At 31.1% G+C, this 14,575-nt stretch carries 15 protein-coding genes and 1 tRNA gene; 9 read left to right on the top strand and 7 right to left on the bottom strand.

All coding sequences use genetic code 11. The features are described from left to right. Positions 1-4 precede the first annotated feature (4 nt). The 3 genes from N534_RS0112550 to N534_RS0112540 all read left to right on the top strand — a co-directional run bounded on the left by N534_RS0112550 (position 5) and on the right by N534_RS0112540 (position 2,885). Positions 5-415, top strand: a complete 411-nt coding sequence (locus tag N534_RS0112550; protein ID WP_028892819.1) for a nuclear transport factor 2 family protein — start codon at positions 5-7, stop codon at positions 413-415. 241 nt (positions 416-656) lie between these two features. Next, on the top strand, positions 657-1,244 hold the full coding sequence (locus tag N534_RS0112545; RefSeq protein WP_028892818.1) for an aspartyl/asparaginyl beta-hydroxylase domain-containing protein: 588 nt from the start codon (positions 657-659) through the stop codon (positions 1,242-1,244). Positions 1,245-1,322: 78 nt separating this feature from the next. Continuing rightward, positions 1,323-2,885 carry a hypothetical protein gene (locus N534_RS0112540; RefSeq protein WP_028892817.1) on the top strand — a complete coding sequence of 521 codons (1,563 nt, stop codon included), beginning with the start codon at positions 1,323-1,325 and terminating at the stop codon, positions 2,883-2,885. 72 nt (positions 2,886-2,957) lie between these two features. Here the strand turns inward: N534_RS0112540 and trxB are convergent, their stop codons facing one another. After that, positions 2,958-3,896 (bottom strand): thioredoxin-disulfide reductase, encoded by a 939-nt coding sequence (trxB, locus tag N534_RS0112535; protein ID WP_038006086.1) that lies wholly within the window; start codon positions 3,894-3,896, stop codon positions 2,958-2,960. Between the two features lie 163 nt (positions 3,897-4,059). Between trxB and N534_RS0112530 the strand changes: the two genes are divergently transcribed. Continuing rightward, positions 4,060-4,134, top strand: a tRNA-Pro gene (locus tag N534_RS0112530). A gap of 303 nt (positions 4,135-4,437) precedes the next feature. On the opposite strand, the gene N534_RS0112525 is transcribed toward N534_RS0112530, so the two are convergent. The 5 genes from N534_RS0112525 to N534_RS0112500 all read right to left on the bottom strand — a co-directional run bounded on the left by N534_RS0112525 (position 4,438) and on the right by N534_RS0112500 (position 9,497). Beyond that, positions 4,438-4,824, bottom strand: coding sequence for a hypothetical protein (locus N534_RS0112525; protein ID WP_028892815.1), 387 nt, complete (start codon positions 4,822-4,824; stop codon positions 4,438-4,440). Between the two features lie 15 nt (positions 4,825-4,839). After that, complete coding sequence (locus N534_RS0112520; RefSeq protein WP_028892814.1) at positions 4,840-5,259, bottom strand: GreA/GreB family elongation factor; 420 nt, start codon at positions 5,257-5,259, stop codon at positions 4,840-4,842. Positions 5,260-5,271: 12 nt separating this feature from the next. Next, positions 5,272-6,573, bottom strand: coding sequence for a Glu/Leu/Phe/Val dehydrogenase (locus N534_RS0112515; RefSeq protein WP_028892813.1), 1,302 nt, complete (start codon positions 6,571-6,573; stop codon positions 5,272-5,274). A 495-nt stretch (positions 6,574-7,068) separates the two neighbouring features. Continuing rightward, positions 7,069-8,394 (bottom strand): sigma-54 dependent transcriptional regulator, encoded by a 1,326-nt coding sequence (locus N534_RS0112505; RefSeq protein WP_028892811.1) that lies wholly within the window; start codon positions 8,392-8,394, stop codon positions 7,069-7,071. A 5-nt stretch (positions 8,395-8,399) separates the two neighbouring features. Continuing rightward, positions 8,400-9,497, bottom strand: coding sequence for a sensor histidine kinase (locus N534_RS0112500; RefSeq protein WP_028892810.1), 1,098 nt, complete (start codon positions 9,495-9,497; stop codon positions 8,400-8,402). Positions 9,498-9,608: 111 nt separating this feature from the next. On the opposite strand from N534_RS0112500, the gene N534_RS0112495 reads away from it, so the two are divergent. The 3 genes from N534_RS0112495 (at position 9,609) to N534_RS0112480 (ending at position 11,390) form a co-directional block, all read left to right on the top strand. Further along, positions 9,609-10,220, top strand: coding sequence for a DUF4230 domain-containing protein (locus tag N534_RS0112495; protein WP_028892809.1), 612 nt, complete (start codon positions 9,609-9,611; stop codon positions 10,218-10,220). A gap of 249 nt (positions 10,221-10,469) precedes the next feature. Beyond that, positions 10,470-10,835: an MmcQ/YjbR family DNA-binding protein gene (locus N534_RS0112485; protein ID WP_028892807.1), complete on the top strand. Its 366-nt coding sequence runs from the start codon at positions 10,470-10,472 to the stop codon at positions 10,833-10,835. A 6-nt stretch (positions 10,836-10,841) separates the two neighbouring features. After that, positions 10,842-11,390, top strand: a complete 549-nt coding sequence (locus tag N534_RS0112480; RefSeq protein WP_028892806.1) for a 5-formyltetrahydrofolate cyclo-ligase — start codon at positions 10,842-10,844, stop codon at positions 11,388-11,390. 45 nt (positions 11,391-11,435) lie between these two features. Here N534_RS0112480 and rho read toward each other — a convergent pair whose 3' ends face one another. Continuing rightward, a complete protein-coding gene (rho, locus tag N534_RS0112475) occupies positions 11,436-13,049 on the bottom strand; it encodes a transcription termination factor Rho (protein ID WP_028892805.1) in 1,614 nt (537 codons plus the stop codon). Between the two features lie 201 nt (positions 13,050-13,250). Between rho and N534_RS0112470 the strand changes: the two genes are divergently transcribed. Together N534_RS0112470 and N534_RS0112465 are read left to right on the top strand one after the other, a co-directional pair. Continuing rightward, the gene (locus N534_RS0112470) at positions 13,251-13,688 is read left to right on the top strand and encodes a DUF4293 domain-containing protein (protein ID WP_028892804.1); all 438 of its coding nucleotides are present in this window, start codon (positions 13,251-13,253) and stop codon (positions 13,686-13,688) included. Between the two features lie 217 nt (positions 13,689-13,905). After that, a complete protein-coding gene (locus N534_RS0112465) occupies positions 13,906-14,559 on the top strand; it encodes a response regulator transcription factor (RefSeq protein WP_028892803.1) in 654 nt (217 codons plus the stop codon). Positions 14,560-14,575: the final 16 nt, after the last annotated feature.

Below are 14,575 nucleotides of genomic sequence, written 5' to 3'. Positions count from 1 at the left end.
ATTTATGGAACAAAAACACCCGCTTCCACCATTTACACTTGAAACAGCGAAACAAAAAATTCAAATGGCTGAAGATGCTTGGAATTCTCAAAACCCTGAAAAGATAGCATTAGCTTACACTATTGATAGTGAATGGAGAAATAGAGGCACCTTTGTAAATGGTAGAGAAGAAATTATTGGTTTCTTAGCTAGAAAATGGCATAATGAACTTAATTATAAACTAAAAAAAGACTATTGGTCACATAGTGAAAACAGAATTGCTGTACGCTTTGAATATGAATATCAAAACAAAGAAGGAAAATGGTTTAGAGCTTATGGCAATGAAAATTGGGAGTTTGACGAGAATGGACTAATGAAAAAAAGATATGCGAGTATTAATGATCTTGAAATAGAAGAGCACGACACCTATCTTTAAAACACTTATTTAGCTTAATTATAACAGCGACTTTGATACTCTTTCATAGTCGCTGTTGTATTTATTAGAATACAAGGTTAGAGAATTAAACTTACAATAAAACTCATGGTGACCTATAAAATCTACTTTCATAAATTAAAGCAAAAAAACTACCTTTATCTAATTACATCTTCTACGAAGAATATGTAGAGATATATAGCGTCACCAAACACTAACCAAAACTTTTTATTAATTAATTTCTATGGAAACAACTAACATTACTACCGATCGAATTAAATTACCTTTTAATTTTGATGTTGTTAAAATGCTTGAAGAAACTAAAATTTTACAATCAGGTAATTTTGAATACTATGATGTAATTCCTTTACGGTCACCTGCTCATTTAGTAGATACATCATTACCTTTTCCACCTCCTGCTGAAGATTATGCAGATGGTTCATGGACGGATTGGTTAGACACCTCAGCTTTAAATAAATCTCCTTACTTAACCAGTATTGTTAACTTTTTTAAAGAACATACAACTGTAAACCTTGTCAGACTGCTTAGATTAGCCCCACATGCTACCGTTAAAGAACATACCGACCCTACTTTAGGTTTGGAGATTGAAAAATCAGTGATTCGTCTTACCATTCCTATTCTTAATAATGAAAATGTAACTTTTTACTTGAATAATACTCCTGTATTAATGAAACCTGGAGAATGTTGGTATATGCGTCTTACCGATCCTCATAAAGTTATAAACAACGGCAATGAAGAAAGAATAAACCTAACTATTGATATAATTCCTAATGACTGGATTAAACAAGTTATTAAAGAAAGTGAATCATAATTTTGTGTTTTTCTCCTTCTAGTTCTTAATTATTACTTCTTAATCTTATTATTTTTGTAAGATTGTTTAATTAACTTAATGATGTTAAAAAAAATTGCTTTAAAAATTATACTATTGTATACAGTTATTGGCGTAGCTCAACAAAAAATACAGATTGATTTTTCTCCTAAACTGAATAAAAAATACGAATATAGTACACACACCCACAGTAAAGTGTCTTCCCAAAAAATTACTACTAAAATAAAAAACACCATTTTATTTTCTAAAGAGAAAGAAGGCTATAAAGTACTACAAGAATTTACCGATGTTCAATTAATTGAAGGTAATGATCTTCTTTTCTTTCTAAATCAACCTGCTGACTCCGTTAAAGACTACAAAACTTATTCCCTAAAAAAGTTTTTAACTGAAAAAAAACTTTCCTTTAAACTTGATAATAATGGAAACATTATTCAAAATAATAATAATACTTTCTTTGAAGAAACTCCTTTTTTAAAAAGAAGAGAAAAAAAGTTTTTTAACGAATTTCTTAATAATGCTAACCTTAATACTTTCAATTACTTTTCTGGTAGAACTTTCACTGTAGGCGAGTCTTTTACGATAAAACCTATTAATCAATATCATTTTGATAAAAATCAATCGGTTCAAGCAAAATTATTAGCTGTAGTTGATAATAAGGCCATTTTTAAACTCTATTCTGAACCTTATACATTGACTGAAAATGAAAATAAAGATTCTAATGAAATGGTGGGTATCTTTGTTATTAACACTAAAGATGGTATGCCTTTACAAATGAGACTGTTTTTAAAGAGCCATTCACTAATTCTTAGGTTAAAAGGTGAACCGGAAGTTGACGTTGTTCAATTAAGAAAGGCACATCTTTCCAGTGGAGATTACGAAATTACTGACATCCCCGAATTGTTTAAAAAACCTAACCGAGATTCTTTAACAACCTTTTTCAGTAAAATTCTTTTTGAATCAAAAAAAACAGCGAAAACTACCTTGCAAAATTTGCAACCTCTTAGCTTAAACTATACTGAAAATTGCACTCAACTTTACTTGAACACGTATACTAATTCTGCTCCAGTATTAATCAATGTTAAAAATATAAGAGCCTATAATTCTTCAAAAGAATTGATTCTTGAACAAAATGTTCATTTAGATTTTAATCTTACTAATTATGAAGACTCTTTTATAAAAGAGCTTCCTATTGGTCATGAACTTTGCAAACTCCCCATTTCTTTTTTAGAAGTTGACATAGAATTACTAGCTCCTTATGGTGATACACAAATAATTTCTTTAACCCGTAAAAACAGTAAAAAATACGATATCGTACAATGGAACGACAAGGACATTCAAACTCTAAATTTTGGTGATTTTCACATGTTTTATGATGAACATAAAAATATAGCTCCTATTAAGAAAATTATAGTTAAAGGCTATTCCTCTTCGCTTCCATTTTTAAAAGACACTAAAGAGCGAGAAATGCTACTTCTTTACTATAATTTATTAGATAATAGTGTTGATAATAGAGGATTCCATTTATGCTTTGACAAAGAGATAAAATATATAGACAAAATAGCGCCCAAAGGAGAATTTAAAGTTTCTAAAACCATAAAATTATCTGTTAAACAAGAAGAATAAAAAATGGTATTTTTCCATAAAAAAAAGAGCTCTTAATTTAAGAGCTCTTTTTATTTTCTTTTTTACTAGTTTTTATGCTAACGCACCTAAATAACGTTCTGCATCTAACGCAGCCATACAACCTGTACCTGCTGCTGTTACAGCTTGACGGTACTCTTTATCTTGGACGTCACCAGCAGCAAAAACTCCTGGTAAATTCGTTTTTGTAGACTTTCCTTTAGTAATTAAATATCCTGTTTCATCCATATCTAACACTCCTTTAAATAATTCTGTGTTAGGTTTGTGTCCGATGGCAACAAACACTCCTGTTACAGGAATCTCAGTTTTCTCTCCTGTTTCATTGTTTACAGCACGAACACCTTCAACAACATTTTCTCCTAAAACTTCATCTATTTCAGTATTATACATTACTGTAATGTTTTCTGTTTTATTTACACGGTGCTGCATTGCCTTTGAAGCACGCATATAGTCTTTACGAACTAACATAGTTACTTTACTACAAATATTCGCTAAATACGTTGCCTCTTCAGCAGCAGTATCTCCTGCTCCAACTACAACAACATCTTGCCCTTTATAAAAGAAACCGTCACAAGTAGCACAAGCCGAAACCCCACCACCTATTAAACGTTGTTCACTTTCTAATCCTAAATATTTAGCAGTAGCCCCTGTAGAGATAATTACTGTTTGCGCTTCGATCTCTGTTGATTCATCTACGGTTACCTTATGAACGCCTCCTTCTTTATCAGAGAACTCTACTTTAGTCACCATTCCAAAACGAACATCAGTTCCAAAACGCTCTGCTTGACTTTTTAAATCTTCCATCATTGCTGTACCATCAGTTCCTTTAGGGTATCCTGGAAAATTATCAACTTCAGTAGTCGTTGTTAACTGACCTCCCATCTGCATTCCTGTATACATAACTGGTTTCATATCTGCTCTTGCTGCATAAATTGCTGCAGTATATCCTGCAGGACCAGATCCAATAATTAAACATTTAATTTTTTCTGCCATTATCTTAAAATTTTGAAGTTACAAATGTAATTTTTTTTTGCATCTATTATCTTCTTTTAAATATATTTTAACTATCGTCTTATAAAATCAAATTATTTAATAAATATTTCATTTTTTTATTTGTTGTTTGCTTTTTTTTTCTACATTTGCAGTCCCAATTATTCGGGGTGTAGCGTAGCCCGGTCATCGCGCCTGCTTTGGGAGCAGGAGGTCGCAGGTTCGAATCCTGCCACCCCGACTAAAAAACCTGTAATCATATGATTTACAGGTTTTTTATTTGAAATTAGTATTATAAACCTTACTCTAACACTAATTAACCCCAACTTCTTTCTTATTTTATAAGATCTTATTCAAAGAATCTAAATCTCAAGAATAGTTATTTTTTTAATTTATTACCATCTACTTAATAAATATAAAAATAGAGCTTGTTATATTTAATAATAAAATAAATCAATTACCAAAAAACAGAAACCTTGGAATTCTCATCCCAAGGTTTATCAACTAAATCTACTAATCTAACAAACTTGCTTTCACAAGTATGTTATTCTTTTCTTAGAGCCTCTTCAAACAACTTATCTTTTAGCTGTTGGTAAGCCTCTAAATTATCTTTATAATTTTCTCGTAATCTATCATACTCTCCTAAATATGCCATATCACATTGAATGTCATCACATTCTGCAACATTAGTATACGTGATTGAATATGGTAGCACTTTTTCGTAAAGCTCTTTGTTTAATTTTTTTCTTTCAGAGAAAAGTTCTTGTATTCCTGCTGGTATACTTTTTTCTCCTAAAGAGTTTGCATATAAACTTAAAAGGTTATCAATCTCTCTATCTATATACTGTAGTTGATCTACCCATCCTTTTAGTTCTACATGATTGTACTTGTGTACTACATCTATATCGCTATCGTGATTATTAAGTGTCATAACTTTTATAGTATTTTAAATTATGGAATTGATATTTTCACTTCCTACTTCTTGAGTAACCTTTAAAATTTTAACTTCTTTATTTCCTCCTGGAAACTCCCAATGAACAACATCGTTTAATGCATATCCAAATAGGGCTATTCCGATTGGAGTTAATATAGAAACCTTATTATTTTTTAGGTCTTTCTCTGTTGGTTTTACAATCTTTATAGTTTTTTCCCAAACATCACCAGAAGCTACAGTAACCGTACTGTTTAAGCGTACTACATCATCTAACATTTCTTCTTCATCTAAAATGATTGCTGTTTTTAATTCTTCAGCAAACTTTATTAATGATTTTTGAACTTGATGACCTTCAGAATGCTCTGAAACATTTAGTAAACTCTTAATATATACGTACTCTTTTTTCTCTAAAATTAAACTTCCGTGCTTCATTTGTAATACTCTTTATGGGAAAATTCCACGTTGAACATAAGCCTTTTCTATTCGTTGAATAGCTATACAATATGCTGCTTTACGCATATCAATTCCTTCTAACTTAGCGTAATCAGAAACTTTTGTATATGACTCTTTTAACTTCTTATCTAATCTTTCAATTACTTCTTCCATGTTCCATAATTCACCGTTACGGTTTTGAAGCCACTCAAAGTAACTTGTAATAACTCCTCCTGAATTACATAAAATATCTGGAATAATTGTCACCCCTTTTTCTAAAAGGATTTTCTCTCCTTCAACATTTATTGGACCGTTTGCTCCCTCAGCTATTAAGTTAGCTTTTATTAAGTGAGCATTTCCCTCAGTAATTTGATTTCCTAAAGCTGCTGGAATACAAATATCACAATCAAGTGCAAAGAAATCTTCCTTTTCCATAGCCTCAGACTCTGGGTAACCAACTAAGCTCCCGTTGTTAGCTTTTGTATAGTTGAAAAGATCTTCTACTTTAATTCCGTTACCATTCTTAATACTTCCATAAGCATCTTGAACTCCTATCATTTTAGCTCCTTCTTTTTCTAAGAAATAAGCTGCCCAGTATCCTACGTTTCCAAATCCTTGAACAATAAAAGTTTTACCTTCTAAAGTTTCATTATTTTCTTCTATCCAAAATTTGATAGTTAAGAAAACACCGTAACCAGTAGCTCTATCTCTTCCTTCAAGACCTCCACTACCTATTGGCTTTCCTGTAACTACGTGTTGGTTCATTGAACGCGCAGCAGGAGCTTTAGTGCTCATATACGTATCAGCCATCCACGCCATTGTTTGCGCGTTTGTATTAACATCTGGCGCAGGAATATCGTGCTCTGGCCCAATGTTGTCTCCTAAAGCAAATGTGAAACGTCTAGTGATACGCTCTAATTCATCTTTAGAGTATTTAGAAGGATCTAATTGTATACCTCCTTTACCTCCTCCGTATGGTAAACCTGCTAATGAAGTTTTCCAAGTCATCCACATAGCTAAAGCTCTAGCTGCATCGATATCTACCGTTGGGTGGTAACGTAAACCTCCTTTATAAGGTCCTAATGCATTGTTGTGTTGTACACGGTATCCTTGAAAAATTTCAACGTCTCCGTTATCCATTTTTACAGGAAAGTTAACAATGACTTCGTTATTAGTAATACTTAATATTTTACGAATATTTGGGTGTAACCCTATTTGGTCTGATGCACTATTGAATTGCTCTAGTACATTATCAACCATACCTCTAGCATTCTTAGGCTTCGCTGGTACTTTTAACTCTTTTGTTAATGTCATCTCTTTTGTATTTGAGTTCGATTCTCTATCTGAAATTTCACTTTTTGTATTCTTCATACATTCATAATTTAGTAAGTCTGTTTTTTAAGGCTGCTAAAGTAAAAAACTGTTATTGAGTCTTTAACTTATTTTTTTGTTTTTTACACTAATTCTACCTCTTTTTCAGTCATTACTTCTTTCTGAATATCTTCTTTGCATTCTACCTCATTATATTCACTACATGACCAAACTTTTTCTTTTGATTTGGTCAATACACATGTGTTTAAATATGCACACGAGGGACAAATATTGAAAGGATTTGCATTCATAAAATTGTTTCGTTTAATTTCTGTTCCATTAAAGGCAAATGATATGCCGTTAAATGTGCCAAAAAACACAAAAAAGCAAAAATCCCTTTAAAATAAAGGGATTGAAATGTTCAATAAAATTTATGATAAAATTTACACTGGGGAGTTTTTCCTCGGGTGAGTAAAAAATCTCCATGAAGTTAACTTGTTATTCTTTGAGTTTTTCTCGTAAAGTTTTTCGATCAATTTGAAGAATTTTAGCTGCCTGTGTTTTATTATTATTAGTGGCATTTAAAACATGTTGTATATGACGTTTCTCCATCTCTTTCAACGAAATTAATCCTTCTTCAGAAAAATTAACGTTGTATTTTAATGAATCTGGTAAATGCTCTACCTCTACCACTCTATCACACATAATTACCGCACGCTGTATAATGTTTTCTAACTCTCTAATATTACCTGGCCAATCATAACGCATTAAAACATCTAGGGCTTTCGGACTCATTTTTACAAATCTATCCTTATACTCCACTCCATATTTAAAAAGAAACTTTTCCGCCAACATTGAAATATCTTCTTTTCGTTCTCTTAATGGAGGTACTTCTATCTCAACTACTGTTAACCTATAAAACAAGTCTTCTCTGAAAGAACCTTCTTGAATCATTTCTTTTAAATTATTATTTGTTGCTGCAATGATCCTAACATCAACTTTCTCGGCTTTTTGCGCCCCTACTTTTACCACCTCTTTTTCCTGAAGTGCTCTTAACAATTTAGCCTGTACATTTAATGAGGCATTCCCTATTTCATCTAAAAAAATAGTTCCCCCATTTGCCGCCTGAAAAAAACCATCTCTATTTTTATCTGCTCCTGTAAAAGCTCCTTTTACATACCCAAACAATTCAGACTCTAACAAGTTCTCTGGAATTGCCCCGCAATTCACTGCTATATAAGGTTCTTTTGAAAACTTCCCTTCATAATGTATTGCGCGAGCCACCAGCTCTTTACCTGTCCCGCTTTCTCCCCTAACAGAAACAGTTGCTTTGTTATTTTTAACACGATCGATAATCTGAAATATTTCATTAATTTTTTCAGAAGCTCCTATCATGTCTCCATAAAATTCTTTATGTTCCTTTTTTTGTGTATTAGAATCTTGTACTTTTTTCGATTTTTTAAGAGCATCATCCATCGCATCTTTTAACTCACTTTTTGTAAAAGGTTTAGTTAAATAAGCTACCACTCCAGATTTAATCGCTTCAAGAGAGTCTTGTACTGAAGGATATCCTGTTACTATAAGTTTAGGTAATTTAGGGTAATGCTCAGAAACAAACTTTACAAGCTCAAAACCATCAACCTCTGGCATTTTTAAATCAGTAATTAATAAATCTATTGATGTATCTCTTAAAATCGCCACTGCTTCTTTCACTGAAACAGCCTTATAGGTGTGGTAATTCCAAGATTGTAAATGCCTGTGCAACAATTCTAGAATATGAACATCATCATCTACTATCAGTATATTTTCTTTTTTTAGTTGCATTTCTTTTATTTTGGTAACCTCACTTCAAAGATAGCACCTTTTTCGATGCCATTTTTAGCTGTTATGGTTCCTTTATGACTTGATACAATTCCATGCACAACACTCAACCCTAAACCAGTACCTTCTCCTGTTGGTTTTGTAGTGAAGAAAGGTTGAAATACTTTTTCTAGAGCTTCTTGTGTAAGTCCTTTCCCTTCATCAGAAATTCTAAGAACTACTTCTTTATCTGTTTGAAATGTTTCTATAACAACCAACCCGTTTTTAGGCGAAAAATAAATTGCATTTATTGTAAGGTTAAAAATTATTTGTGTTAATTGTACTGTATCTGCTCGTAATAACAATTCTTCATCTTCAACTTTTACAATATACTTAACTCCATGTTTTCTAAATGTAGCGTCTAATAAATCTATAGCATCTTTTATACTAGGAACTATATTTACTTGTTTCATTTCATTTGGCATTTCACAAGCAAAATACATTAACTTTTTAACTACCTCTCTAGAGAAAATAGCACTTTGAATAATTTTTTCTACATCTTCTAATGCCTTGTTATTTCCTTTTAAATCTGCTTTCAACAATTCTGAAAAACCTAAAATATTAGCCAAAGGGGTATTTAATTCATGAGCTATACCTGCTGTTAATTCTCCTAAAATAGATAATCGATCTGCGTGCTCCATCTTACGCCTCATCGATAGCTCATTTTTCTTTATCTCTATTCGTTCTAAAAGTCCCCCAATTTTTATAGCTACCGAATCAAATAATTCTTGCTCTTCTTTTAAATATAAATTTTCTTTAAACTCTTTTCCTTTGATATAAGCCTCGATTTTACCTTTTGGTAAATTAAACACAGGAATATTACTCGAAATAATACAAATACTACCCTCTACCTTCTTATCTTCTATAACATCACCTTCTATTTCAATAACCACCTCCGTATTTTCAGGAAATTGAAGTGCTTTTTTTAAACTATAGGCTATTGCTTTTAAAGTAATATCTATCTGCTCAAGATCTGCACTTATTATTAAAGAAGTTACTTTATAAAGACATGTTAACTCTTTAATACGTTCGTGTAATTCTGCTTCTGTAGTACTGGATACTCTCATCTATTTTTTAAGATTTTATTAAAACAACTATAAAACAATAGCCGTATAAAAATACAAAATTACTCCCCAAGAGACATTCAACACTAATTCTTTTTATGTAAATTCGTTGTTATGGAATTACTATTTTTAGGTTTAGCAGGAGGCGCTATCATCTCCTATTACATTTTTAAAAAATTCACCTCAGTAAAAAGAAAAAATTTAACCGAAAAACAATCAGTAGTATTGTTAGATAAAATTAAGAAAGTATCTAAATTAATTACTGTTGAAGGAGAGTTTGCTGAGATTTATCATCACGAAAACACCAAAGAGAAGTTTTTAGGACTTGTTACTAGCAAGAAAAAAGCCATTATTTTAATCAATGCCAAAGTACATATTGGTTTTGATTTTAGAAAAATAAAAATGCATACGGATACTAAGAAGAAAGTATTAGTTCTTTCTGAATTTCCGCAACCTGAAGTTTTTTCGATAGAACCTAACTTACGTTTTTATGATATTCAAAACGGATTACTTAACAAGTTTAGTTCAGAAGATTTAACAGAAGTAAACAAGGAAGCGAAAGAACATATTCTTCAAAAAATACCTGAAAGCAACTTAATGCAAACCGCCAACAAAGAAGCTTTAGAAGCTGTTACTTTAATGCAAAATTTAGTGGAAACTATTGGATGGAAACTAGATTATTCTGCTTTAGAAATACCTGAAGTTGAACAAAATTTGATTAATTAAATTATATATGAATTATTCTAAGACCTTAAAACTGACATTGCTTTCTTTAATTTCATGGCTATTATATTTTTGGATAGAAAATGCAAAAATTATTGAAAACTTTTCAGATAAACTAGATCGAGTTTATTCAACAAGGGGTTTAGGAATATTGATTTTCATGTATTTAGGAAAATATTTCTTATTTCTTTTAGCAGTGATATCGATTATATTTCTTTTTAAAGTTTTTTTAACTAAAAAAACTATTAACTAATGCACATAGAAAATTACCGAGAATATTGCTTACAAAAAAAAGGTGTAACTGAACACTTCCCTTTTGATGATAATGTATTAGTTTTTAAAGTAATGAATAAAATGTTCGCTTTATCGGGTTTAGATAGTTGGGAACAACAAAAGCCTAAGGTTAATTTAAAATGTGATCCTGAACGTGCTTTAGAATTAAGAGCTGAGTATGAAAGCATTAATCCAGGATTTCACATGAGTAAGAAACATTGGAATACAGTTACTTTAAACAATGATGTTTCTGATACTTTTGCTTATGAGCTAATTGATCATTCCTACGAACTTATAGTGAAAGGACTAACAAAAAAACTGCAAGAAGAACTAAAATCAATGTAATTAAACATGCTGAAATCAGAACTTAGAAAATTATACAAACAAAAAAGAAATACTCTTACAATAACTGAAAAAGAAAAATTACAAGAGAGTATTTACCAACAAATATTCGAGTTAAAAACTGATAATATTAGTACTGTACATTTGTTTTTATCCATGCGAAAGTTTAATGAAATAGACACTCAACCTATCATTGATTTTTTTAGAGATAAAGGAAAAAGAATTATTGTTAGTCGTTGTAATTTTGAAGATGACTCGCTAACTCATTTCTATTTTGAAAAAGAAACCAAACTAGAACTCAACAAATTTGGAGTTCCAGAACCTATAAATGCAGAAGAAGCAAATGTAAAAGATATTGACTTGGTTTTTGTGCCTATGTTAATTTCTGATGAGGAAAACTATCGAGTTGGTTATGGCAAAGGATTTTATGATCGATTTTTATCTGAATGTAGAAAAGACACTCAAACTATCGGACTCAACTTCTTCTCTCCTATCAAAAAAATTGAAGACACGCACAAGTTTGACATTCCGTTAGATTTTGTGATATACCCAAAATAAAAAATCCCGCTAAGTGCAGGATTTTTTATTTTATATAACTAACGATTATCCATTCATTGAAATCAGGAACTCATCGTTATTTAATGATCTTTTAATTCTGTCTTGAATAAACTCCATTGCTTCAATAGGATTCATATCTGCTAAATACTTACGTAATACCCACATACGTTGTACTGTCTTTTCATCTAATAATAAATCATCACGACGTGTGCTCGATTTAATTAAATCAATAGCAGGATAAATTCTACGATTGGCAATATTGCGTTCTAATTGTAACTCCATGTTACCTGTTCCTTTGAATTCTTCAAAGATAACTTCATCCATTTTCGAACCAGTTTCGGTAAGTGCAGTAGCAATAATAGTTAACGACCCTCCATTTTCAATATTTCGAGCCGCTCCGAAGAAACGTTTTGGTTTGTGTAATGCATTCGCATCGATACCTCCTGATAAAATTTTACCAGATGCAGGAGCAACTGTGTTATAGGCTCTTGCTAAACGAGTAATTGAATCTAACAAAATCACAACATCGTGTCCACATTCTACTAAACGTTTTGCTTTTTCTAAAACAATATTAGCTACACGAACATGTTTATCAGCTGGCTCATCAAAAGTAGACGCTACAACTTCACCACGCACACTACGTTGCATATCGGTAACTTCTTCAGGACGCTCATCAATTAATAAAACAATTTGATAAACTTCTGGATGATTTGCTGCAATTGCATTAGCTACATCCTTTAACAACATTGTTTTACCTGTTTTAGGCTGTGCTACAATCATACCACGTTGTCCTTTACCTATTGGAGAAAACAAATCGATGATTCTTGTAGAAAGAGAACTTCCTTTTTCTGCTAAGTTGAATTTTTCATCAGCAAAAAGTGGAGTTAAATGTTCAAAAGACACTCTATCTCTTACTATATTCGGATTTAATCCATTGATTTTTGATACTCTAATTAACGGAAAGTATTTTTCACCTTCTTTTGGTGGACGTACATTACCACGAACAGTATCTCCTGTTTTTAATCCGAATAATTTAATTTGGGATTGTGATACATAAATATCATCAGGTGATGATAAATAGTTATAGTCAGAAGAACGTAAGAAACCATATCCGTCAGGCATCATTTCTAACACACCTTCACTTTCAATAATTCCATCAAATTCAAAATCAGGATCACGATACTTGTTTCCACTTTTATGATGCTGTTTAGATGTATTTTGATTTTGATTTTGGTTCTTATTACTCTTATTACCTCTATTTTGGTTTTTAGTATGTTGTTTTTGAGGTTGCTGTTGTTTTTTATCCTCATTAGACTGACTTTGTGGATGCTGTTTTTTGTCTTCAACCTTTTTTACGGGTTTATTAACTACAGTCTCAGTCTTTTCTACCTCTTCTTTAGCCTCTACCTTTTTTACAGGATTATTATCTTGTTGTTGCTTTGAAGTATCTCTAGGGACATCATCTTTAGCTATTCTTTTTCTTTTAGGTTTTTCTGCCTTTGGCTTAGCTTCATTAGCACTTGCTTCGGCTTGCGCATCTAAAATTTTATATACTAAATCTAATTTCTTTAACTGACTAAACTTAGTTAATCCTATAGTTTTGGCAATAACCTGTAAATCAGCTAATTTTTTAGTTTTTAATTCCGAAATTTCGAACATTCGTTAAATAGTTAAGTTACTTAAAATTCTCTGTGTGTAAAGAATTGATTTTGTATTAAGTTTTGTTTTGAGTGCTAATTATATAGGGGCTATATAATAATTTTGTGCGGTTACATACAAGGCAAATATATACAAATATTTTAACTTCTAATATTTCTTTTTAAAAAAAGAAGTATTACATTTGCTTCCCGATAAAAAATTATGATACAAAGAATACAATCTATATACTTATTAGTTGCCGGAATTATTTCTGGAGGCTTAACTCTATTAGTTAACCTTTGGAGTACTTCTAATACAAACTTACCAGTATTTATTCTAGATTTATTTTCGAGCAATTCTTTACTTGAAAAATCAATTCCTGTATTATTTTTTTCTTCCGCATTAATATCAATTGTAGCTATCTTTTTATTTAAAAATCGTCAGTTACAATTTGTAATTAATCGCTTAAACATATTGATAAACCTTTTTTTATTAGGAATATTGATATATTTATCACAAACGTTATCTGGAGAAGCTTCGGTTTCTGAGAAAGGTATTGGGATGTTCTTTCCTGTCATTGTTATTTTGCTTTTATTTTTAGCAAATAGAGCCATTAAGAAGGATGAAAATCTTGTAAAATCTGTTGATAGATTACGATAAGCCTAACATCTTAGTATATTTAGTGCGAAAAAACCGAGATTTAAATCTCGGTTTTTTATTTTTGAAAAACTCTGTATTTACTTAGCCTTTAAACTAAAATGTTAAAGAAATGTTAAAGAAATCTCAGGGTTATCCCTATATACAAAATGAAACAAATAGGGATACTGTGTATTGCACACACTTGTTTTATACCATAGATTTGTAACTGTAAACGACCATGAATTACAAGATTAAAGTTCACATAGCAGATGACCACAAGATATTAATAGACGGAGTCATTGCTTTATTAAATACTGAAGATGACATTGAAGTTGAAGGATTCTCTTTAACAGGAAGGCAAGTCGTTAATTGGTCCTCAAACAATACAGCCGATGTATTAGTTTTAGACATTAACATGCCAGAAATGGATGGTATAGAAGTTTTAAAAACGTTTAAAAAGCGTAACACAAAAGTTAAAACTATCATACTCTCTAGTTTAAGCGACCCTAAACTTGTGCAAGAAATGATAGCATTAGGAGCTAACGGTTTTGTAGATAAAAGTCGCGCTAATGAACAAATAATTGATGCCATAAAAGTTGTTCACAACGGCATACAATACATTAGTGAAGACATAAAAGTGAAACTATTAGATTTATATGCTACAGATGCAAAAGAAATTGAAGAGCCAAAATTTATCCAAGAAGATTTAACAGAGCGAGAAATTGCTGTATTAAAATTAATTGCAGAAGAAAAAAGCTCTTATGAGATTGCCGAAAAATTAAATGTTAGCTTAAAAACAGTAGAAACATATAGAAGTAATTTATATAAAAAATTAAAAGTAAAAAACGTAGTAGGTTTAGCGATGTATGCTGTGAGAAACAAAATAGTGTAAAGATATTATCAACCCT

The sequence above is a fragment of the Tenacibaculum sp. 47A_GOM-205m genome, assembly GCF_000518405.1.
Taxonomy (GTDB): Bacteria; Bacteroidota; Bacteroidia; order Flavobacteriales; family Flavobacteriaceae; genus Polaribacter; species Polaribacter lutimaris.
The sequence above is the reverse complement of the archived record's forward strand: the minus strand, read 5'-3'. Positions and strand labels throughout refer to the sequence as shown.